This is a genomic window from Sulfurospirillum sp. 1612 (assembly GCF_036556685.1).
GTDB lineage: Bacteria > Campylobacterota > Campylobacteria > Campylobacterales > Sulfurospirillaceae > JAADIZ01.
In genome coordinates, this window is the sequence record NZ_CP140614.1 from 1868033 (window position 1) to 1890557 (window position 22525).

Annotated in this window: 26 protein-coding genes; 9 read left to right on the plus strand and 17 right to left on the minus strand. The window is 39.4% G+C overall.

The window, feature by feature from the left end; genetic code table 11:
* Positions 1-3: 3 nt before the first annotated feature.
* The 5 genes from SFB89_RS09270 to SFB89_RS09290 all read right to left on the minus strand — a co-directional run bounded on the left by SFB89_RS09270 (position 4) and on the right by SFB89_RS09290 (position 5354).
* Positions 4-915 (minus strand): AEC family transporter, encoded by a 912-nt coding sequence (locus SFB89_RS09270; RefSeq protein WP_331774403.1) that lies wholly within the window; start codon positions 913-915, stop codon positions 4-6.
* Positions 916-924: 9 nt separating this feature from the next.
* Positions 925-1257, minus strand: a complete 333-nt coding sequence (locus SFB89_RS09275; RefSeq protein ID WP_331774404.1) for a translation initiation factor — start codon at positions 1255-1257, stop codon at positions 925-927.
* Complete coding sequence (locus SFB89_RS09280) at positions 1250-2845, minus strand: ABC-F family ATP-binding cassette domain-containing protein (RefSeq protein ID WP_331774405.1); 1596 nt, start codon at positions 2843-2845, stop codon at positions 1250-1252. The genes SFB89_RS09275 and SFB89_RS09280 overlap by 8 nt, the downstream gene beginning before the upstream one ends.
* 91 nt (positions 2846-2936) lie before the next feature.
* Entirely contained in the window at positions 2937-4142 is a 1206-nt protein-coding gene (locus SFB89_RS09285; RefSeq protein WP_331774406.1) for a tetrahydrodipicolinate N-succinyltransferase N-terminal domain-containing protein, read from the minus strand.
* Between the two features lie 27 nt (positions 4143-4169).
* Positions 4170-5354, minus strand: coding sequence for an Mrp/NBP35 family ATP-binding protein (locus tag SFB89_RS09290; protein WP_331774407.1), 1185 nt, complete (start codon positions 5352-5354; stop codon positions 4170-4172).
* A 206-nt stretch (positions 5355-5560) separates the two neighbouring features.
* Here SFB89_RS09290 and SFB89_RS09295 point away from each other — a divergent pair, with 206 nt between their 5' ends.
* Genes SFB89_RS09295 through SFB89_RS09310 form a run of 4 tightly spaced genes read left to right on the plus strand, consistent with a single transcriptional unit; the run spans position 5561 to position 9240 of the window.
* Positions 5561-6685: a bifunctional 2-C-methyl-D-erythritol 4-phosphate cytidylyltransferase/2-C-methyl-D-erythritol 2,4-cyclodiphosphate synthase gene (locus SFB89_RS09295; RefSeq protein WP_331774408.1), complete on the plus strand. Its 1125-nt coding sequence runs from the start codon at positions 5561-5563 to the stop codon at positions 6683-6685.
* The gene (locus tag SFB89_RS09300; RefSeq protein WP_331774409.1) at positions 6682-7569 is read left to right on the plus strand and encodes a response regulator; all 888 of its coding nucleotides are present in this window, start codon (positions 6682-6684) and stop codon (positions 7567-7569) included. Before SFB89_RS09295 ends, SFB89_RS09300 begins: the two co-directional genes overlap by 4 nt.
* Complete coding sequence (locus SFB89_RS09305; protein ID WP_331774410.1) at positions 7547-8737, plus strand: sulfate adenylyltransferase; 1191 nt, start codon at positions 7547-7549, stop codon at positions 8735-8737. Before SFB89_RS09300 ends, SFB89_RS09305 begins: the two co-directional genes overlap by 23 nt.
* Before the next feature lie 41 nt (positions 8738-8778).
* Positions 8779-9240 carry a phosphatidylglycerophosphatase A family protein gene (locus SFB89_RS09310; protein WP_331774411.1) on the plus strand — a complete coding sequence of 154 codons (462 nt, stop codon included), beginning with the start codon at positions 8779-8781 and terminating at the stop codon, positions 9238-9240.
* A 5-nt stretch (positions 9241-9245) separates the two neighbouring features.
* Here the strand turns inward: SFB89_RS09310 and SFB89_RS09315 are convergent, their stop codons facing one another.
* Positions 9246-9836, minus strand: coding sequence for an IMPACT family protein (locus SFB89_RS09315; RefSeq protein WP_331774412.1), 591 nt, complete (start codon positions 9834-9836; stop codon positions 9246-9248).
* 68 nt (positions 9837-9904) lie between these two features.
* On the opposite strand from SFB89_RS09315, the gene SFB89_RS09320 reads away from it, so the two are divergent.
* On the plus strand, positions 9905-10108 hold the full coding sequence (locus SFB89_RS09320; protein WP_331774413.1) for a hypothetical protein: 204 nt from the start codon (positions 9905-9907) through the stop codon (positions 10106-10108).
* A gap of 11 nt (positions 10109-10119) precedes the next feature.
* On the opposite strand, the gene modD is transcribed toward SFB89_RS09320, so the two are convergent.
* The 3 genes from modD to SFB89_RS09335 form a co-directional block, all read right to left on the minus strand.
* The gene (modD, locus tag SFB89_RS09325; RefSeq protein WP_331774414.1) at positions 10120-10965 is read right to left on the minus strand and encodes a ModD protein; all 846 of its coding nucleotides are present in this window, start codon (positions 10963-10965) and stop codon (positions 10120-10122) included.
* A 75-nt stretch (positions 10966-11040) separates the two neighbouring features.
* The gene (gene proC, locus SFB89_RS09330) at positions 11041-11787 is read right to left on the minus strand and encodes a pyrroline-5-carboxylate reductase (RefSeq protein WP_331774415.1); all 747 of its coding nucleotides are present in this window, start codon (positions 11785-11787) and stop codon (positions 11041-11043) included.
* Positions 11788-11799: 12 nt separating this feature from the next.
* Complete coding sequence (locus SFB89_RS09335) at positions 11800-12600, minus strand: DUF4197 domain-containing protein (protein WP_331774416.1); 801 nt, start codon at positions 12598-12600, stop codon at positions 11800-11802.
* A 210-nt stretch (positions 12601-12810) separates the two neighbouring features.
* On the opposite strand from SFB89_RS09335, the gene SFB89_RS09340 reads away from it, so the two are divergent.
* On the plus strand, positions 12811-13548 hold the full coding sequence (locus SFB89_RS09340; RefSeq protein ID WP_331774417.1) for an MBL fold metallo-hydrolase: 738 nt from the start codon (positions 12811-12813) through the stop codon (positions 13546-13548).
* On the opposite strand, the gene SFB89_RS09345 is transcribed toward SFB89_RS09340, so the two are convergent.
* From SFB89_RS09345 to sufB, 6 genes are read right to left on the minus strand one after another with little or no spacing between them, the layout of a single operon-like run.
* On the minus strand, positions 13545-13886 hold the full coding sequence (locus SFB89_RS09345; protein WP_331774418.1) for a metal-sulfur cluster assembly factor: 342 nt from the start codon (positions 13884-13886) through the stop codon (positions 13545-13547). The two genes, SFB89_RS09340 and SFB89_RS09345, sit on opposite strands and share 4 nt — an antisense overlap.
* On the minus strand, positions 13879-14301 hold the full coding sequence (locus tag SFB89_RS09350; RefSeq protein ID WP_331774419.1) for a SufE family protein: 423 nt from the start codon (positions 14299-14301) through the stop codon (positions 13879-13881). The genes SFB89_RS09345 and SFB89_RS09350 overlap by 8 nt, the downstream gene beginning before the upstream one ends.
* Before the next feature lie 2 nt (positions 14302-14303).
* Entirely contained in the window at positions 14304-15491 is a 1188-nt protein-coding gene (locus tag SFB89_RS09355; protein ID WP_331774420.1) for an aminotransferase class V-fold PLP-dependent enzyme, read from the minus strand.
* A gap of 3 nt (positions 15492-15494) precedes the next feature.
* Entirely contained in the window at positions 15495-16664 is a 1170-nt protein-coding gene (locus SFB89_RS09360) for a SufD family Fe-S cluster assembly protein (RefSeq protein ID WP_331774421.1), read from the minus strand.
* On the minus strand, positions 16651-17406 hold the full coding sequence (gene sufC, locus SFB89_RS09365) for a Fe-S cluster assembly ATPase SufC (RefSeq protein ID WP_331774422.1): 756 nt from the start codon (positions 17404-17406) through the stop codon (positions 16651-16653). Before sufC ends, SFB89_RS09360 begins: the two co-directional genes overlap by 14 nt.
* Positions 17407-17414: 8 nt before the next feature.
* Positions 17415-18848: a Fe-S cluster assembly protein SufB gene (gene sufB, locus SFB89_RS09370; protein WP_331774423.1), complete on the minus strand. Its 1434-nt coding sequence runs from the start codon at positions 18846-18848 to the stop codon at positions 17415-17417.
* 153 nt (positions 18849-19001) lie between these two features.
* Between sufB and thiE the strand changes: the two genes are divergently transcribed.
* Positions 19002-19628, plus strand: a complete 627-nt coding sequence (gene thiE, locus SFB89_RS09375; RefSeq protein ID WP_331774424.1) for a thiamine phosphate synthase — start codon at positions 19002-19004, stop codon at positions 19626-19628.
* 28 nt (positions 19629-19656) lie between these two features.
* On the opposite strand, the gene dat is transcribed toward thiE, so the two are convergent.
* Complete coding sequence (gene dat / locus SFB89_RS09380) at positions 19657-20511, minus strand: D-amino-acid transaminase (RefSeq protein WP_331774425.1); 855 nt, start codon at positions 20509-20511, stop codon at positions 19657-19659.
* Between the two features lie 43 nt (positions 20512-20554).
* Positions 20555-21508, minus strand: a complete 954-nt coding sequence (locus tag SFB89_RS09385; RefSeq protein WP_331774426.1) for a hypothetical protein — start codon at positions 21506-21508, stop codon at positions 20555-20557.
* Positions 21509-21634: 126 nt separating this feature from the next.
* On the opposite strand from SFB89_RS09385, the gene SFB89_RS09390 reads away from it, so the two are divergent.
* Complete coding sequence (locus SFB89_RS09390) at positions 21635-21853, plus strand: hypothetical protein (RefSeq protein WP_331774427.1); 219 nt, start codon at positions 21635-21637, stop codon at positions 21851-21853.
* Entirely contained in the window at positions 21853-22479 is a 627-nt protein-coding gene (locus SFB89_RS09395) for a LysE family translocator (RefSeq protein ID WP_331774428.1), read from the plus strand. Before SFB89_RS09390 ends, SFB89_RS09395 begins: the two co-directional genes overlap by 1 nt.
* The last annotated feature ends 46 nt before the right edge of the window (positions 22480-22525 follow it).

Sequence of the window (22525 nt, forward strand, 5' to 3'; positions counted from 1 at the left end):
ATCTTAGATAAAAGGGACGATAAGAAAAAGACTGGCCATACACACTAAAGTCTGAAATGTGATTATTGACGCCATCAAGGTCACATCACCGCCAAGTTCTCGTGCTAGTATATAACCAGAAACGGCCGTTGGCATCGCACCAAAGATGATAGCAACACTCAAGGGAATACCCGATAAACCCAAAAGCGCCCCCATGGCATAAATGATACTAGGAAAATAAAATAGCTTGGCAATCGTCGCAACAACCAACTCTTTTTTAGCTTCATGTAAGTACTTTAATTCCAATCCAACGCCCACAGAAAGTAGCCCCATAGGAAGTGCCGCATGACTCAAGAGTCCAAAAGATTTGAAGATGACAGCAGGCAGCGGAATATTACTATAATTAATCAAACCACCAATAGCACAAGCACCTATTAGAGGATTTTTGATGATGGTCATCAAAAAAGCTTTTAGGGAAAAATCTTTGTGACGCACATAGAGCGCAAATGTAGAGATACATAAAATATTGAGATAGGGAATCACAAAGGCCAACACAATCGCCGCTAGGACCAACCCTTTATCTCCATATACTGAAGCAACAAATGCCAAGAAAACATAAGAGTTAAAACGAATGCCTCCTTGCATGATAGAGGTGAAAGCGCGCTTTTCAAATTTGAAAAACACATTGATAATAATAAGAGTGAGGAAAACAACTGTAATACTCAACAGTGTCGTACCCACGAGATTGATGGTGTGACTCAAATCGATTTTGGCGTTGGAGAGTTTATAAACAAGCAGTGCGGGCATCAGCACATAATAGGTCAATTTATCAGCCATCGGCCAAAAGTCGGTGGAAGGAAATTTGATGCGTTTTAAAAAATAGCCCGTGGCTATCAACATGAAAATCGGTATCAAAGTGTTGATAATATAGTCCATAAATCCTTCTTATTTTTTTGTTCTAAAACCTTGTTGTTTGAGTAATTCTTTTAATTTTACTTGGCACTCACCTTGGAATTCCATCCAACCCTCTTTTGACGTACCGCCGGTTCCGAGTTGTTTTTTGAGCGCTTTGCACAACGCTTTTATCTCCGTCTCTGGTAGAAAAAATTCTCCAACCAAACTGACGATTTTACCGCGTCTTTTCTCTTTTTTGAAAACCAAAGCGTGCTGATTTCGCGCTTTGGTCTCCTTGATTATTTTTTGAGATGGGGATTTTTCAACATTCCATGGCTTATCATGATCGAGCTTGGAGCCCATCTCGAAAAGATTCTTACGCACCAATATGCTCATTATACGTTTCGTAATCACCTTTAAAATCTATAAAAGTGCCATCAGGTTTTAATTCGATGATTCGATTTGCAAATGCGTCGATGAGTTCTCTATCGTGTGTCGCACAAATAACATTGCCGCCAAAATTATACAACCCCTCGCCTAATGCGATGATGGCTTCAAGATCAAGGTGATTGTCTGGCTCATCAAGAAGCAAAAAATTACCCCGTTGCAACATCATTTTGGAGAGCATCATACGATGTTTTTCTCCCCCGCTGATACTTTTGATACTCTTTTTTTGTTCTTCTCCGGAAAAGAGCATGCGACCTAAACATTTTCTGACCTCATCCAAATCTTTTTTCTCATCATACGTTTGAAGCCATTCATAGAGCAATTCATCCCCGTTGATGATATCTGTGGTATTTTGAGGAAAATAGCTCGGCTCAATCGTAGCGCCCCATTTAATCTCACCACTATCAGCGGACAAGGCATCTACGATGATACTCAACAGCGTCGTTTTTCCCACACCATTGGGACCAATCAATGCGATTTTATCGCCTTTTTCCACTTTAAAACCAATATCACGCAAAACAACATTGTCTCCATAAGCCTTGTTAATGCCTTCCACTTCTAAGACTTCATTGCCGATTTCGCGTTTTAATTTAAACACAATGCTCGGATCTCTGCGGGTTGATGTTTGGACATCTTCAATAACCAATTTTTCGAGTCTTTTTTGCCTACTTGTCGCTTGTTTCGCCTTGGAAGCATTCGCAGAAAAACGCCTAACAAACGCTTCTAATTCTTCTTTTTCTTTCTGTTTTTTGCCTTGTTCTAACTCTTGTTGTTTTAAAATCAGGTTAGAAGCGATGTACCAATCATCATAATTTCCACTAAATTCACGGATTTTTTTATAATCCACATCCAAGATATTGGTACAAATTGAATTCAAAAAGTGTCTATCATGAGAGATGACAACCATCGTGCCTTCGTGTTTCTTGAGTTGGTCTTCCAACCATGAAATCGCTGGCAAATCCAAGTTATTAGTCGGCTCATCCAAAAACAGTACATCAGGTCGTGGAAATAAAACTTGTGCGAGTAAGATTTTGAATTTGTCGCCACCGGTGAGTGAACTCATCAAATCATCGTGCATCTCAATAGGAAATCCCAGTGAGCTTAAAATCTTCTCAATATTGACATCAACCTCATAAGTCGGGTCTTCCTCCGCACAAATAATCTCTAATTCGGAGAGACGGTCGTTGACTTTCTCATCTTCAAAATCGCCATTGAGATAGAGCGCTTCCTTCTCCTTGATGGCATCATAGAGTCTTTTATTGCCATACATCACGGCATCTTTTAGCGTGAAGTTCTCGTAGGCATATTGGTTTTGACTCAGCGTTCCCACACGGAGACCATTTTGCACCGATATATTGCCACTTGTAGGAGGGATTTCGCCTGAGAGGATTTTCATAAAGGTACTTTTTCCCGCACCATTTGCGCCTATTAACCCGTATCTTTTGCCAACGTCAAATTTTAGATTGATGTTTTCAAATAAAATACGCGAACCATATCTCATCGTTACACTATTGACTTCTACCATATATTGTCTACTTTCAAAATTATATTATGTTGCGATTATAACATAATATTAGAGGGAGGAATTTGATTTTGGAGCGTAAAACGCTCCAAAATCAATGTAGTTCGCTGTTTAAGACGATTTCTCTTTGGCTTCTTGAGGCCATAATCATACCGTTGGTACTATTTTGTCGAAAGTGCACGCCATGGAGTTCTGCCAAATCCAAACCTTTGAAAAATTGAATTTGATCACTCTCTTTGGCCACAAAATCAGGATTGACGGCTTTGATTTTCGCCAATTGTTCTGGCATGATAGCAATCTTCGTACCCTCTAATATCGAAATACCCGCATCAACGATACAGCCATCTCCTAAAGGAATACCCGTCACAGAATTAGCCCCCAGTAGAGTATTTTCACCAATACTCACAGGGTTTCCATTGGTGCCACTTAAAACACCTAAAATACTAGCTCCACCACCGACATCGCTACCTTTGCCAACGACAGCAGAAGAGCTAATACGTCCTTCAACCATCACAGCACCAAGACTGCCAGCATTAAAGTTAATATAACTCGCTCCTGGCATCACGGTCGTTCCTGCGGCTAGTTGTGCGCCCATTCTTACTTTGGAACTATCTAAAATTCGCGTATTATCAGCCGGAATAACATGAGAGAGAAAACGTGGAAATTTATCCACAGAATCGATGGTCGGATAGCCACCCAACAATTTTAACTCAATCTCATTTTCTCGAAGCCATGCTAACTCTATCGCCTCACGTCCACTCCATGCGACATTAGGCAATACCCCAAAAGCGCCATTGAGATTCAGACTACGAAGCGCTGCTTTTCCGGTTGAGAGTGCATAAAGTTTCAAGTAGACACTCTCCACGCTTTGTGGTTTGTCATCTTCAAAAATCAATACGATTTTATAATCAGATAAATCGATATCTTTTCGCATCCATCGCAATACATTAATCACTTGGACATTTTTATGGGCATCTCCATTCGCTTCGTCTATAAATGGGTTAAACGCTTTGTAAGCAAATTTGATAAATTTCTTATTGATATTAGCAACAAATTCACTGGCTTGAAAATCCACAGCAACATCGCTTTGATTGAGCGCTTCTATAAATATGGCTGCAGAGCCAAAGTTTTCATTCCAATTGACCACTGGAAAATTTGCTTGCAAAATAAGATCGGGATTGAGTTGACCCCGATCTACTTTTGCAATACCGAAGCCTAAAGGTCTTCGGTATCCCTCTTTGGCTTCAATTCTTGCTACTAACGCTTTGAATTCTTCCACGTTTTCTATAACTTTTGACAACGCTATTCCTTTGTATCTTCTTGATTTCTAGTGGCAACCACAACCTGAGCCGCAACTTCCGTCATCTTTTTTTGATTCAGGTGCCGCTGCTGCTGTTGAACATGCGCTTGGAGCGCCATTGATACCCATTGTTGGTTGGATGGACTCATTGCTGACGCCACCTTCATCGTTGATTTTTTCGATATCTTCCCACAATCTTGCTGCGGCTTGTTGGTATCGTTTGGCACTTTGACTCTCAGGGTTGAAAAATACGACTGGTTTACCCGCATCGCCACCTTCTCGGATTGCTGGTTCTATTGGTATTTCTCCCAAGATGCTCGTATCAAATTTCTCAGCTAATGGTTCGGTTGTTCCTTTGCCAAAGATATCATACTCTTTATTCGTTTCTGGGCAGATAAATCCACTCATGTTTTCCATAATACCGGCAATTGGAATATGAAGTTTTTTGAACATATCCAAACTTCGCTCCGTATCATCAAGGGCAACTTGTTGTGGCGTAGTCACACAAATTCCCGTAGTCACCGGTACGCTTTGCGCCAAAGTAAGTTGTGCATCACCCGTTCCTGGAGGCATGTCGATAAATAATACATCCAGTTCACTCCAAAGGATATCACGAAGCAATTGCTCGATTGCCTTCATGATCATCGCCCCTCTCCAAATAAGAGATTGTCCCTCTTCCATCAAACTTCCCATACTCATCATCTCAACACCATGGGCTAAAATAGGTTTGACTTTATTGCCGACAACTTCTGGGTTTTTGCCCACAGTTCCCATCATACGAGGTACATTTGGACCATAAATATCCGCATCTAAAAGTCCTACTTTTTTACCTTGGCTAGCGAGTGCAATGGCAAGATTGACTGTCGTAGTTGTTTTACCAACGCCCCCTTTACCAGAGCTTACCATCACAAAGTTTTTGATATGTGGTGCAATATTTTTACCGCTTTGTGAGTTACTTTTTTCTGTTGGCGCTTTTGGCTGTTTGATGGCGACATCAACACGGGTTGCACCTATAGAAGACAGTTTTGCTTCGATATTTTTTTTGAGTTCTTTTGCGACATCTTGGCTCGAAGATACAATGTCTAATTCGACATAAACATTAGTATCTTTTACATCGATATCTTTAACAAAACCAAATGCGACGATATCCTTCTCAAAACCTGGATAAATCACCTCTTTTAGTTTTTCATTTATACTGTTTTTATCTAGCATAAAAATTCTCCCTTTGTTTTTTTACTATATTTATTAAAGCTTTAGCGAGTCTTGACTCAAGCGACTCATCTTTTTCTAGATTTTTTTGCTTTCGTCTTTCGTCAAGCGAGACTACAATTCTAGTATCCGGAATTTATCACAAAAAAGATAAAAAAAAGCTTTTGTAGTGTATAATATTGTAACACTTTAAATAAAAAGGACAAAAATTGCCCGATTTGTCTCTTGTCATGTTAGGAGCTGGAAATTCGTCTCGTTTCGAACATACAGTTAAAAAGCAATGGCTTCGTTTTGATGATACTCCATTATGGCTTTATGCCACGCATAATATCGCCCAAAAAGCACAATTTGCTAAAATCATCATCGTAGCCCATCATGATGAACTCGCATACATGAAGCGGTTTGAAGAAGAGTATCTCTATGTCGAGGGTGGAAATTCCAGGCAAGAATCCCTGAAAAATGCCTTGCAGCACGTCGATACACCCTTTGTACTCGTCAGTGATATTGCAAGAGTTTGTATCAGCGAGGGATTATTGCAAAGGATTTTAGCACAAAAAGATTTCAGCGATATCGTCGTGCCATTTCTGCACGTCAGTGATACGGTAGTCTATGATGAGACCCCTATCGCTCGCGATAAGGTAAAACTCATACAAACACCGCAACTCTCACGCACCGATATACTCAAATCAGCCCTCAATACGGATATCACCTATACCGATGACAGTAGTGCCATCAAAGCCATAGGCGGTAGCGTTTCGTTTGTGGAGGGAGAAAATCATGCGACAAAATTGACAAGAATCCGTGATTTAGCACAGATTCCATGTAAGTATCCCCCTTCAAAAGATATATTTGTCGGCAATGGATTTGATGTCCATGAATTTGAAACAGCCAAACCGATGATGCTCGGTGGCGTGAAGATTCGTGATGATTTTGGATTTAGGGCACACTCCGATGGAGATGTCGCGATTCATGCCTTGATTGACGCGCTTCTGGGTGCAATGGGAGCGGGAGATGTCGGTGAATTATTCCCAGATCATGATGATCGTTTCAAAAATATTGACTCCAAAACATTGCTCACACAAGTGGTGACATTCCTCACGCAAGTGGGATTTGAGATTGTAAACTGTGATATCACTATCATCGCACAAACTCCGAAAATCGGCGATTTTAAACGTGAAATGGCACGCACTATAGCGGCCATCCTCAACATCAAGCCGATTCACGTCAATATAAAAGCCACCACAACAGAGCACTTAGGCTTTATAGGTAGAAAAGAAGGTGTTGGCGTCAACGCCACTGCAACATTAAAATATATAGATTGGACACACATATGAAAATTCTCATCGTTGAAAATGAAATATACCTCGCTCAGAGCATTGCCTCCAAGCTTACGACACTAGGATATCACTGTGATATTGCCACAACAATCAAGGATGCCTTGACAGACGAAAAATACGATTCTGTTTTGCTTTCTACTAATGTATCAGGACAGAACTTTTATCCGGTTATCAAAAAACATCAATCGAGTATCATTATTCTCATGATCTCTTATATTAGTAATGACACCGTTTCCAACCCAATCAAAGCTGGAGCGAATGATTACATTCAAAAGCCTTTCATGATAGAAGAATTGGTACGCAAACTCAAACATCTCAATGATTTTGATATGTTGGAAAAAGAGAACAATACCTACAAAGATTATCTCGCCCATACTTTTGAAAGCACCAATTTACCTAAGATAAATACAAAAGTTCATTTTCCTGCTATTATCAAGACCAATTCACAAAAGATGGCCGATGCCCTCGTCTTTGATTATTGTGCAAATATCGGTAAATCCTTCACCTTTATCTCGCTGACAAGTTCCAATGCCATCGAACAGATATTGAGAACCAAACAAAACGAAATCATCTATTTGGTTGATTTACAAAAACTCAAAAAAAGTGAAAAAACCAAAGTCTTTAATGCCATCGAAGATAAGAGGGTTTTCATATCAACAACCGATTCAACGGAAAATGCCCCTTATTTTTATATCGAAGTCAACAACAACAATAAAATACTCAATCAAGGCGAAATACTATCAATCGATGATTATGTGAAATATATCATCTTAAACTTTCAAAGCAAATTTCCCGATACTGAATTATCCAAAAAATTAGGAATCTCAAGAAAAAGCCTTTGGGAAAAAAGGAAAAAATATGGAATCAACAAAAAAGTATAGACAAATAGAGCTTGACAGACAAGCATTAGCCACGCTTTCGTATGCCCAAGAGGGGATTTTTAAACCCGTCGATAGACTGATGAATCAAGAAGAAGCGATTGATGTCGATAACACAGGATTTTATAAAGGAAGACCCTTTCCGTTTCCATTTATCCTAGCCCCTGCCGGAATTGAAAACGAGAAAGTCATCTCTTCTGTAAAACCTAACGAACGTATTGATATCGTCGTTGATGGTGAGATTCGAGGTTATATCATCGCACAAGGTTTTTTTGAAGTCGATCGCAAAAGAAGAATTGAACAAATTTTTGGCAATTATGATATCAACAATGAAGCGACAATCGAATACCTTCAACGATTAGGTAAATACTCGATTTATGGAGATTATCAAGTCGATTTTGATGATATTAAAGCCGTCAAAGAGTGCATCAAAACCAAAATCGCAGAAACTGGCGCCAAAAGTGTTGCGGCGATTATGGCCAAAGCCAATCCCTTTCATAGAGCGCATGAGCGATTATTTCGTATCACGCTTGAGCGTAGTGATTTGTTGGTAGTCTTTTTATCAAAACCTTCAGAAGATGGACTCTTATCTTATGATTTACGCTATAGATCACTCAAATATTTCACAGACAATTATTTGCCTAAAAACAGAGTCCTGATTGTCCCTTTTGAGAGCACCTACCTCTTCGCGGGATTTAATGATGCGATATTAGACTGTATTTGTGCCAATAATTTTGGGTGCAACAAATTCATAATCGGACAGCACCACACCGGGATTGGAATGTATTATGACAAAAATGAAATCAAATCCATTTTGAGTAAATACGAATCGTTAGATATTGAAATCGAAGTTGTATCACGCTATGTTTATTGTCGTGAGTGTAAAACATTGGTCAATACCAATACCTGCCCTCATGGGTCACACCAACATATCAAATACAATGCCAAAGCACTGTTGAAATTTTTCGAAACCGGATTATTGCCTCCTGCCATGCTGATGAGAACCAATCTCTCTTCGATGATTCTCAGTGAGATCATGCCCAACCGATTTGAGAACCTTAGCACTTTATATGATGATGTTTTTCCAAATGAAGGCTTGTTAGAAAACCATACAGAAGAAGAATTTTATCGCAATCTTCTCAAGCTTCACCAAACCACATCATTGACATAAGACGAGAGATTGCAACGTAAAATTTTAAGAGGAATATAACGATGAGAAAACTTTTTTTGACATTTTTTTATAGTGGGCTTTCGCCATATGCACCCGGGACTGCGGGGAGTATTCTAGCCAGTATTGTTGGATTTGGAATTTTGCATTATCTGCCACTAGAGACACTATTTTTGCTCACGATATTATTGACATTGGTGGCTATCAAAGAGATTAATATTTATAAAAAACTCACCCAAACTCATGATGATAAAAGTATCGTCATTGATGAAGTGGTAGGCGTCTGGCTCGCTTTTGTTTTGAGTTCTGGTACCACCGCACAAATGGTGCTCAGTTTTATATATTTTAGAATTTTTGACATTTGGAAACCTTCTATTATCGGTAAAATCGATAAAAATGTCACAGGAGGCTGGGGTGTCATGGGCGATGATATTGTCGCAGGAATCGTCGCAGGAATTTGCAGTGCGGGAACATGGCAACTTTATATGTATCTTTTTAGTGCCTAAGTCCATCACCCCATCAGATGAAAGCCATCGCGTTCATATGATGAGGCAAATGCCAAAAAAGATGCGCTTTCACGTTCGCTAAGATTGAGCTCCCAAACAATTCCCTCTCCCTCATATTCACGCTTTGGGAAGGGAATTCCCTCATGTTTCAAAAAATGTTCAAATCGAGCCACTAACGTATAGCGCGTAAAAAATCTCACACTATGACGTGCTTCAAATAGTTGTAAATCCGCCCTATCAATCACCGCTTTGGCACAACTACTATAAGCTCGCACCAAACCGCCAGTACCCAGTTTGATTCCACCAAAATAACGCACAATCAAAATCGCACACTCAATCAAATTACTGCCACGCATCACATTGAGTACCGGAGGTCCTGAAGTACCTTTGGGCTCGCCATCATCGCTACTATTCTCTACAATTTGCTGGTATTCATTCAAATAGCGCTTCGCCCAAACAATGTGTCTGGCTTTGGGGTGTTCTTCTTTTAAGCGTTCATAAAGAGTATCAATCTGCGATAGGGGCGTCAAGTATCCTATAAATGTCGATTTTTTGACTTCGATTTGTTCGTGAAACAGTTCTGTGACACTCTGCACTACCGATTCCTTTTTTATGAGTTATTATGTTATTATAACATTAATAATCAATGAAAAAAGGGGAATGGATGACAAAATTGGTGGATACGATACTGGACTTTGCTATTATTGTAGGCGTCAGCTTAATCCTATTTTATGGGCTCACCTTTCTCGGTGCGCCATTGTGGCTCAGTTTGATTTGTGTCGCTATTTGGGGTGGATTTACCGGTTATAAACCTAAAATTGTCAGAAAACCCTTTAAGTTTTTATACAAAGATGACCAAGAGAAATAAAGATTGCTCTCTTAGAGCAATCTTATTTCTGCTTTGATGTCTGAGGGCTTGCCAAAATAAAGTGCAGATGTCACCAAAATATCAACACCTGATGCGGCTATTGCTTCAACATTCTGAAGATTGACACCCCCTGCGGCACTCACTTTACTTTGAGTCGATATTTTTTTGATTTCACTGACGGTTTGGGTGAGCATTTCGGGACTAAATTTGTCCAATTGAATGATATCTATCTGAGCGCGGGCTAGTTTCAAAGCATCTTCAGGGTTGTGAGCTTCCACCGCAATCTTTTTCTCACACGATTGTTGTTTCAATTCATCTAATCGCTCCAAAAATCGGTCCAATCCACCGATAAATTCTAAATGTTCTTGAAATACCAAGATACTCTCACTCAAACCCAAACGGTGCGGATATGCCCCACCTGAGAGAATCGCTTTCATCGCAAGTGCCTTGGTTCCAGGGATATTTTTACGCGTTGTCACCACTTCTATTTTCGGATTGATTTTTTTGGCTAAATCAACAAATGTTTTCGTCCGTGTTGCAATTCCTGAGCCACTTTCTAAAATATTGACGCAAACTTTCCATACAATATGAATCGCATCGGCGCGACCGCGCCCCTCAATCAAAACGGCACCTTTTTTTACAAAGGTTCCTGATTTTTGATAAGTGAGAAGTTCGATATCATATTTTTCAAATATTTTTTTTACTTCTTCGGTTCCGCATATGCACAAATCTTCTCTGGCAACATAACGCAAGCTTCCTTCTTGGGTTTCAATCCCTAAAAGATGACTGGTGAGATCCATATATGGAAGATCTTCTTCTACAAATTTTTCTAACATACTGTCTGATATATACATCATGATACTTATCTATTTCCTATTTTTTAACACATTATAATACATTTTATAAAAAAGCTCCTTGACTCACGTCACTGCCTATTTTGATAGACTTTGAGCTTTTTCATAAGCTGCGCGCATCGCTTTGATAAAACTATCGCGCACGCCTCCCTCTTCTAACGCAGCGATTCCTGCGATGGTCGTGCCATTGGGAGAGGTCACCTGGTCTTTTAAGATGGCTGGATGCGTCTGTTCAAGCACACTACCCACGCCTTCAAAAAGTGCGGAGATAAACTGATAACTCTCAGCACGTTTGAGCCCAAGATTGACCGCGCCATCGCTCAGTGACTCTGCCACTAATGCCAACCACGCCGGAGCCGATCCGGCAAGTGCTGAAGCGATATCGAGCGCATTTTCACTTTGTAACCAAAAACATTTACCGATAGAATTCAAAATCTCAATGGCTTGATCTTTTAATGCCTCATCACCACACAGCGAGGTCGCTGATTTTTGTACAGAGGCAGCCATATTTGGCATCGCACGCACATAATAAGTCGCATCAATTTTGCTTTTTAGTCTTTCTATGGGAGTTCCTGCCAATATAGAAATCAATCCTGCGGCATGACCTTTGATTTCTAAAGCATCTAAAGATTGTGGCTTGATAGCCAAAATCACGATAAAACCATCGATTGAATCCACGGCATTCACCACATTGATATCAGGGTAGCGCTCCTTCAACTTTGTGGCGCGTTCTGTTTTTCTTTCTATGACAGTAATATCGTATTGGCAGAGGCCTTTTAACATCGCTCCGCCCATATTCCCAGCTCCGATTAATAATAACTTCACACTACTTCCTTTCTATTTTCCAAATACTTTTTTCAAAAGTGACGTCGTTTGTTCTACGGGATTTTCTCTAATCTTCTTCTCTTGTTGTGCTATCATGACAAACAATCCGTCGATCGCTTTTTGGGTAACATAATCATTTAGATTTTCTTCACTCGCATCAGGCAAATACGCATCTGCCCCAAATTTTTTGGCAAACGAGCCAATCGTACTATTTTGAACATATTTTTTACCATATTGTTGATAATAATTATTAAAGGTATCGTAATATTTTGCGACATTATTGTCATTCATACTGGTCTCAACAATTGGCGCAATGAGTGTTTTGAGTGACGCATCGGTATGTGATTTGAAATACTCCGTAGCCGCCTCATTGCCTCCATTTAAAATGGTTTTGGCATCCGCAAGACTCATCTTTTTGATAGCGTCAATAAAAATTTCAGCTGTTTTTGGAGCTGCTTTTGAGGCTGCAGTGTTCATGGATTGAATCAAATCATCTGCAATTTTATCACCTCCGGCTTTGCGCACCAACGACTCAACCTTTTGTAGCGTCTCAGGCAATGGGATTTTCACTAAGTTATTATTCAGATACCCATCTTTTTTACCTAAACTTGTTGTGGCATATTGAACACCTTTTTGCAAGGCTTCTTTTAGCGCGCTGGAGATGGTATCGTTGCTTAGAGCACTCTTTGAACTCTCCGTATTGCTTGCTGTATCTGTTGTGGTACTTTTCACCACACTTTTGGCAAAATTTTCCAGATTAAAACCAAACAATATCGAAACGGAAACGAGTAATAAAATACATAATTTTTTCATCATCTTGATCCTCAAATTTTATTTAATTATACACTATTTTAGCTGTATTCATGTGATAATTCAATGCAATATCATGAAAAATGACCCTGAATACAAAGGTGCCTTGATAAGCCAAACTTCTCATCTTCGATAAAAATATGATACAATTTTTACAAATCTCTTTTTCAAGATGATTTCAAAAACACGCAAACGCAATCTAGGAGGTAAGAGATGCAATTAAAATTTTTGGGCACCGCAGATAGTGGTGGGATTCCTTCTCACAATTGTATGTGTAGTATCTGTCAAGATTACCGAAAAAAAGGCGATGTCAACCTCGCTACTGCGGCGTATATTGAATGTGATAATGGAGAGATTATTTTGCTTGATGCAGGAGTGGAAAATATTGCTACGATTTTTGATGGACGCAACATCAAGGCAGTATTTTTGACACATTTTCACGCCGACCATGTTATGGGATTGTTACGACTTCGGTACAGCAGCCATCCAATCGATTGCTATCATCCTAAGGATAAACTAGGCTTTGCTGATATTTATAAAAATCATCGTGCCCTCAATTTTCAAGAGAACACACCCTTTCAAGGCATCACACACAATGGCATCACATTTTTTCCTGTGCCCCTATTTCACTCCAAAAACACCACCGGATACATCATCCAATCCAACGATGAAACCATCGCCTATCTCACCGATTGTGCAGGTATGAGCGAGGAATCCTTGAATTTTATCAAAAGTTTTGATCTTGATACGTGCTATCTTGATGCTTGCTTGGCTCCGAATTTTGACAATGGCAACCATCTCAATTATGAGCAGGCCACCATATTGCTCGATGATATTGGGGCAAAAAATTCACATTTAATACACAGCAGTCATTATACATTGGATTACATCAAAACCAATCATGTCACGCTGAAATATGACTACATCCTACCCCATCACCTCTCTTCTTAGATAATCGTTCCATTAGCCGCTAGGATATCTTTACCCTCTTCGCTAATCTTATCAATATCCCAAGGGGGATCAAAAACAAGATTGACATAAGCCTCATCGATTTGATCCATCGATTTAACGATAAATTTCACTTGGTCGACTAACATATCAGAGACCGAACATCCCGGAGCCGTCAACGTCATATCGATGAGACAGTAGGTATAATTGTTCTCTTCTTCAAACTTTATGTCATAAATCAAACCCAAATCATAGAGATTTATCGGTATCTCAGGGTCATAAATCGTTTTGATATTCTCAATCACTGCCTCTTTTAATTTTTCTTCTACTTCTTTAGTCATGATAAGCCTCTTGTGCATAAGTTTTGATTCTCTCAATCATACTTTTTAAACCATTTTGACGATTGGGTGTGATAATCTCTGAGAGTCCGAGAACTCCTAATCTATCGGTATCAAAATCAACAATTTCTTTCGGTGTCAGATCTGAAAATATCTTGATAATTAACGCCACTAAACCTTTGACGATGACGGTATTACTATCGCCTCTAAAGATTAATTTCCCATCTGTATTTTCACAGATAAGCCACACTTGTGAGGTGCATCCTTGAATCAGATATTGTTCTTGTTTTTCATCCTCGCTCAAAGGAGAAAGCGCTTTACCTGTATCGACTAGATATTCATATTTTTCAAGTTCATCATCAAAAAATGACAACTCTTCTACAATCTCTTCTATTCTGGTTTCTATCTCGCTACTCATTATTATCCTTTTAATATCTGCAAGGCTCTTTTGAGATTCTTGATGAGCATATCTATGTCATGCAAATCATTATAAATTCCCAAACTCACTCTTGCAGTCCCCTGTAATCCTAACTTTTTCATAATCGGTTGCGCACAATGGTGTCCGTACCGGATACTCACATTCATCTTATCGAGCAATACGCCTACATCATCTGCCATAGCTCCTTTGACATTGAAACTCAAACTTCCAATACAATTGATACTATCGGTGTAGAGTTGTATGTCTTCAATCTCGCTTAATTGTTCATACATATACTCATAGATTCCCGCTTCATAATCGATGATGCGATCATATTCTAGCATCTGTATAAATTTTAATGCTTGAGCGAATCCAATAACTCCGGCGATATTTTGTGTTCCTGCTTCAAATTTAAAAGGAGAATCTAACAAAATACTGCGGTCATAGCTCACATCACTAATCGTCGCACCGCCGGTTTGATAGGCTTTGACATCTTTGAGATGTTCTTTTTTGATATACATCGCTCCAACACCGGTAGGACCATAACTCTTGTGTGAAGAGAGGGCATAAAAATCGACATCCAAATCTTGAACATCCACATTAAAATGCACCAGACTCTGCGCACCGTCTATCATGACAGGCACCCCATATTTATGAGCAATATGGATAATATTTTTAACCGGATTGATTCTTCCAAATGCATTGGACACATGCGTGATGCTCACAAAAGCATTGGGATTTTCTTGCAACAATTGTTCAAAGTGTTCCATATCAAAAGAGAGATTCTCATCACAATTTACCACTTCTAAGCCCTGATGCAAACTTCGGCCTTGCATATGCCATGGCACAATATTAGAGTGATGCTCAAGCGAGGAGATAATCACCGTGTCAAAACGATCTTTGACAAACGATGAGGCAATAAAATTCAAAGATTCAGTGACCCCTTTGGTAAAGATAATCTCCTCATCATGAGCGGCATTGATAAATGATTTGAGCGTGCTTCTGGCATTTTCAAATTCCGTCGTTGCACGGTTGGCATTACCAAAATTACTTCGATGTGTATTGGCGCAGTATTTTGTATAATACTCCTGCACGGCCTCAAGCACGACTTTTGGTTTTTGAGTCGTGGAGGCACTATCTAAATAGATATTTTTATTATCATGAAAATATTCAAAATATTTTTTGTACACGAGCTATTCCCCTATAAAACGAAGTGCGAGTTCTTTCATCGACTCGTTTTCAATTTTTTCGATTACTTGTAATTCTATCGCATTGATGAGCATTTTCTCTGCATCTTGCAATTTTATACCGCGACTTTGCATATAGTAGAGTGCTTCTTCATCCAAAGAACCACTAGTCGCTCCATGTGCTGCTTCTAACTCATCAGTATGCAAGATCAATTTTGGATTGGCATTGATGCGTGCGCCATCTTTTAGTAAAATGGTTTGAGAGTTTTGAAATGTCTTGGAAAACCTAGCATCATGATTGACCGTAGATTTGACTTCAAACAGTGCTTGTGAGGCATCATCTAGGAGATGTTTGCTAGAGATATAACTCTCCGTATATTCTCCATCATGAACAATAGAGATGATATTCCCACTTCGGTTTCTACCGCTCAATTTCAAAATACTTTCAAATGAAAAAGTCGTATGGGCCTGTGCGAGTGTCGCGTTGATAATATTCAAAGCCGTATGCGAATCTAGCTCAAGTCCGACGATATGACAGCGTCCTGATTCATCCAGTATCGGCTCAATATTGGTAATCAAAGTATTCTCACCACGAGATCGCTCTAGCTTTGTATAATCGAGTGTCGCATCTGCTTTCACACTCAAACGCACATTGGCATTGACAAACGCTTGTCTCACATCTTCTTCCACATGAACGGCTACTATCTGTGCGTGTACCTTTTCATTCACGACGATGTGAAGTGACGTCGGGATAAAAGCATCATGCCCACTATAAGCATTGACAATCATCAAAGGCTTATCCAAATTTGCATCAATAAAAAGCGTGGTCTCCTCTTCAAGATAGGATTCACTCAGATAAAACAAAGCATTCGGACTTTGATGTGGTGTTTTTGTCCCTTGCGTACATCGTACCTCATTAGGCAAAATGGAGTGCGCCAAATCAGGAGTCCCATTGAGGATATATAATGTATAGAAATTGGCATCGCGTTTGGCATTTAATGCCTCAGAAAACGCTACTTTAGCCGTAGTCGTAGCAAAATCCTGATTCAAAACGGCATGAATAGGAAATTCTCGAAACTCTTCTGTCCGCTTGTGGGGCAATCCAATCTCTTGAAGTCGTTTGTAAGCGTCGCGATCTTTTATCGCAAGATCTGAGTTTAGATCATTTATTTTCATGACCCGTTCCTATCCCCTCATATCCTTGTTCATCAATCTTTAATGCGAGCGTATAATCACCACTCTTGACGATTTTACCGCCGCTGAGTACATGCACAAAGTCGGGTTTAATCAGCTCCAATAGACGATCATAGTGTGTAATCATAAGCACAGAACGCTTGCCATCTAAAAGGGATTTGACGCCATTAGCAATCATCTTGATTGCATCTACATCCAGTCCTGAATCAATCTCATCTAACAAAATCAAATCCGGCTCCAAGGTCAGCATTTGCAAGAGTTCATTTTTCTTTTTTTCACCCCCGGAAAACCCTTCATTGACATCTCTTTTGAGCATTTTATCATCCAAACCAAAGGTTTTGACTGTGGATTTTATCTTTTTCAAAAATTGTGCGATATTAATCTCATCTTCTTTATGATGCGCTCGTTTGGCGTTGAGCGCTGTTTTGAGAAAGTACATATTATTAACACCAGGGATTTCAGTCGGATTTTGGAAACTCATAAAAATTCCCTCATTAGCCCGTTCATCCACACTCATATCCATGAGATTTTTCCCTTTGTATTGCATCTCTCCACCGGTTACTTCGCAATCAAAATGCGCACTGAGGGTCTTCACCAAGGTTGATTTTCCTGCGCCATTGGTCCCCATCAATGCATGTACTTCACCTGGATTAATCGTGAGGTTCAAGCCTTTTAAAATCTCTTTGTCTTTGATTGATACATTTAAATTTTTTATTTCTAACATCAGTTTTCCTATCCTACGCTGCCTTCCAATGAGATGCTAAGAAGCGCTCGTGCTTCTACTGCAAATTCCATTGGTAATTCTTCTAAAATCTCTTTACAAAATCCATTGACTATGAGAGACACCGCATTTTCTTGTTCAATCCCGCGTTGGGTAATATAAAAAAGTTGCTCATCGCTGATCTTTGAAGTCGTCGCTTCGTGTTCAATCTTGGCACTTTTATTTCTCACATCTTGATATGGGAAGGTATTAGCTGAGCAATCACCTCCGATTAAGAGTGAGTCACATTGTGAAAAATTTCTCGCATTTTCAGCATCTTTTCCAACTTTAACCAAACCACGATAAGCATTGACTCCTTTGAGGGCAGACACTCCTTTTGAGATGATAGTGGACTTGGTATTTTTGCCTAGATGAATCATCTTGGTTCCGGTATCGGCTTGTTGCGATAATGATGTCAGTGCAACCGAATAAAATTCTCCCACACTCTCATCTCCTTTTAACACACAACTTGGATATTTCCATGTCAAAGAGGAGCCAGTTTCTACTTGTGTCCATGAGATTTTCGAGCGATCGCCCTTGCACAAACCTCTTTTGGTTACAAAATTGTAAATTCCCCCTTTGCCATTTTCATCGCCGGGATACCAGTTTTGAATCGTCGAATATTTTATTTGTGCATCTTTGAGTGCTACCAATTCAACTACCGCAGCATGGAGCTGGTTTTCATCACGCATCGGAGCGGAACAGCCTTCATTATACGAGACATAGCTACCTTCATCTGCGATGATCAAAGTCCGCTCAAACTGTCCGGTATTGAGGGCATTGATTCTAAAGTAGGTCGAAAGCTCCATCGGACATTTTGTATTCTTTGGAATATACACAAACGAACCATCGGTAAAAACAGCACAATTAAGTGTCGCAAAATAATTATCATTATAAGGGACTACCGAAGCGAGATATTTTTTCAAAAGTTCCGGATGTTCACGCGCGGCTTCGCTGATAGAACAAAAGATAATCCCTTTTTCACTGAGTTCTTTTTGAAAGGTTGTCTTCACAGAAACCGAATCAAACACAGCATCCACAGCAATTCCTGCTAGTGCTTTTTGCTCTTCAAGAGGAATACCCAATTTATTGTAGGTATCCAAAATTTGAGGGTCTACTTCATCAAGCGAATCGGGCCCTTTTTTGGGAGCTGAATAGTAACTAATACTTTGATAATCAATCGGGTCATGCTCCAAATCCGCCCAATGAGGCTCTTCCATCGTCAACCATTTTTTATACGCTTTGAGTCTAAAATCAAGCAGCCAATCGGGTTCTTCTTTTTTGGCAGAGATTGCCTTGATAACATCTTCATTCAAGCCGGGAGGAAAAGTATCGGATTGGACCATCGTCTCAAATCCCAAGGCATAATCATTCGAAATTATGTCTTTTACAATTTTGTTTTCCATTTTTTGTTCTCCTAGTCTTAATAGGATACTTTTTATCCTATTTAAATTTGAGTATACCACAAAATTATTAAAAAAACATTAGTTTTATTATATATTTTATTTTATACAAATATGGGTAAAATATCAATATATTTTTATCAAAAAGGAAGTATCGTGCCCAAACGATTAAAAGGCTTGTATGCCATCACAGATGAGCGATTGACACCAGAGAATACGATTATAGACCAATGTCATGAGGCCTTAGATTGTGGCATCAAAATCTTGCAATATCGGGATAAGACACACAAGGATGAGGAGATTGAACAAACTTGCGCTACCTTGCAAGCGTTATGTCAACGGTATGAGGCAGCCTTCATCATCAACGACCGTCCCTATCTTGCACAAAAAATCAATGCCGATGGTCTGCATGTAGGAAAAGATGACATGAGCCTAAGCAAAACACGTCAAATATTTACAGATGGGATGATTGGAGTCTCTTGTTATGGTAGTCTTGAAATGGCACAAGAGGCACAAAAGATGGGAGCGACTTATGTCGCATTTGGTGCTTTTTTCCCGACACCAACAAAACCCGATGCAGGCGTCTTTCCGATGGAAGTTCTCTCACAAGCCAAAGCACACCTCTCACTGCCTGTGTGTGCTATCGGCGGTATCAATATCCAAACGATTCAATCCATCAATCATCACCAACCCGATATGCTTTGCTGTGTGAGTGCTATATTTGCCGGCAATATTAAAGATAATATTCAGCAACTTAATCAAAAGATACAAAGAGGATTTTAGGATGAGGCGCTCTCATCCTAAAGTTGGTTTAGCTATTGGCTTCTTCCAAAGCGGCTTGGACGTATAATTCACGTAGTTTTGTTGCCATAGGACCGGGTTTTCCATCGCCGATTTTTTGACCGTCAATCTCGATAATTGGCAATACAAATACCGTAGCACTTGACATAAAGGCCTCATCGGCATCAAGCGCTTCTTCTAAAGTAAAGAGTCGCTCTTCTACTTTGATATCATGATCTTTTGTCAAAGACATCAAAATCTTGCGGCGAATTCCCGGAAGGATGAGATTGGAAAGTGGGCGCGTGATAATCACGCCATCTTTAACGATATAGGCCGATGAAGAGGTTCCCTCTGTGACAAAACCATCTTCAATCATCCAACCTTCAAAAGCACCTTTTTGATGAACTTCTTCTTTGGCAAGAACTTGTCCTAGAAGTGAGATGGATTTGATATCCCGTCGTTTCCATCTAATATCGGTGACACTTGAGACTTTCACACCGCTTTTTGCTAAAGGCGTATGGATAATCTCTTTTTTGAAAATAAAAGCCATAAAAGTGCTCGGAGTATCACTCGGAAAGAAAAATTCTCGCGGTGCAACCCCTCGAGTCACTTGCATATAAATGCCCCCTTCTACTAAATTGTTTTTTTCAATCAAGGTATTCAAGATTTCCATAACCTCTTCGCGATTATAAGGAGATTGCAACTCTATTTTGCTCAAACTTCCTTCAAATCGCTCAAAAAACGGTGCTTTATCCACAACTTTTGAATTAATAACAGGAACCACTTCATAAATCCCATCACCAAAAAGAAATCCTCTATCAAAGATTGATACTTTTGCATCTTCTTTTTCTAGATAATCACCATTTAAAAACACTATATTACTCATCGTTATACTCCATTTTTATATTAGATTACGCAAAGATTGTCGTTTAGTTTGTCACTTTCAAATCAACATGATCTAATAAGAATTTTTTATTTCTACTATTATTTATAATATCCATAGCACTAATACCTGTGGCATTTTTACTACGTACAATCATCGTGATGCGACGCTTGTTGTCTTTCAAAACATTTTCCACAGTATTTAAAAGATCAAGAGCCAAAGGATCGCTGAGGGTTGCCTTCTTTTTTTGAATATTCATCAATATTCTTGTCACAAATTTATGCCATTGATTTTCAATCATAGCATCTGTGAGTTTTGGATTTGAAGAAAGAATCTTGTAAATTTTGGCAAACGTCTCTTTCTTGTGTTGTAAATCCATACCGAATTGAATCTTCGTAAAGGAGACATTTCTAGGGTCTTGTTTTGCTCCAAGTTTGTCTGAACCACTCACGATTAAATCAAAAGGAAAAAGATTGTTGTCATAGACAAAACCAAAATCATCAAATCGATGTAATTTTTTATTTTCAAACTCCAAATGTCCCTTGATGAACATATCACCTTGGACTAAGAGTCTGGCAATTTTTTCGATATGCATCGCATCGGTTTGAGAGAGATGTTTCCCGGTCATCATAGTGAAAAGCATCATTTTGTTTTGGAAATTCGTCGTATCTGAATCGATTCCCTTCAGCTCAATATTGAGATTAATACTCGCAGATTTTTCTTCTGCTACTGTAGCAAATTGTTCAAAATTTTTGAAGATAATTTGTTCAATTTTAGTACCATCACCCAACGATACGTGATTCACATGACAGGTCATCGAGAGGATTCCTCGACAATTAATATCATGATATTGAATCTGTCCTTTTTGAAGTGCGTGGGTCAATCCCGCAACTGCCTTTTGTTGCGCTTGTTCCATAAAATAATAACCTGCTCCTGCGAGTATCACCACCGTTGCGATTATTGTGATAAACACTTTAGAACTTTTTTTCCCTATGGGCATCGTTTCTCCTTTTAATTTTGACATTATGCCATATTTTCTAAAGTTTTTAAGAACACTTTTTGTATAAATTTGCCTAAAATTTAGTATAAAAACGCTAAAATAGCTCATTAGAAAATAAGGATATCTATGGGAAATATCACCAACAACAGTGTAAAGATGGAAAACGGCTATAAATTAGCAGCATTATACAACCAACAAAAAAAATCATTCATCGCCTCACAAAAACAAAAAGAACGAGAACCCGGAGCCATCAACTCCAATACCGCAAAAGTCAGTGACGCAAAAAAAGCCAAAGCCAAAGCGAAGGCAAAAAAGGCAAAAAAAGACCGTAGAAGGAATCAATAATGCCCCTCTCTCTTTGGACGTTTTTAATTGCCATTACTATCTTGACGATGACACCGGGCGTCGATACGATGATGATCTTCCGCAACACCTTAAGAGGTGGCGCTAAAGATGGGCTTGCTTCAAGTCTGGGCATCTGCTTGGGATTGTTTGTTCATGCGTTTTTATCTGCAGTGGGTATTTCTGCTATTTTACTCTACTCGCTCACCGCTTTTACCATCCTCAAAACCATCGGGGCGCTTTATCTGATATGGTTAGGATTTCACAGTCTCAAAGCCTTTTGGAATTTTAAAAAACAAAAAGACATCCAAACCGTCAAACGCGAGTTTTATTTTTGGCGCTCGTTGCGAGAGGGATTTTTATCCAACGTTCTCAATCCTAAGACTATCGTGTTTTATATGGCGTTTTTACCCCAATTTATAGCGCCCCATCACTCAGCACTCGCACAATCGATGTTTTTGGCATCTTTGCATTTTATCATCGCAACCCTCTGGCAAGGATTGTTGGTCTATACCTTGCATTCTGCCAATGGATTTATCCTCAAACCTATCGTGCGACGCAGTTTGGATTTTATCTCAGGTTCGGTCATGATTGCCTTGGGAATCAAACTCTTTTTAGCCAAAAAATAAAAACCTGCTTTCAACGCTTAGAGTATTCGCATCACAGCACTCTTTC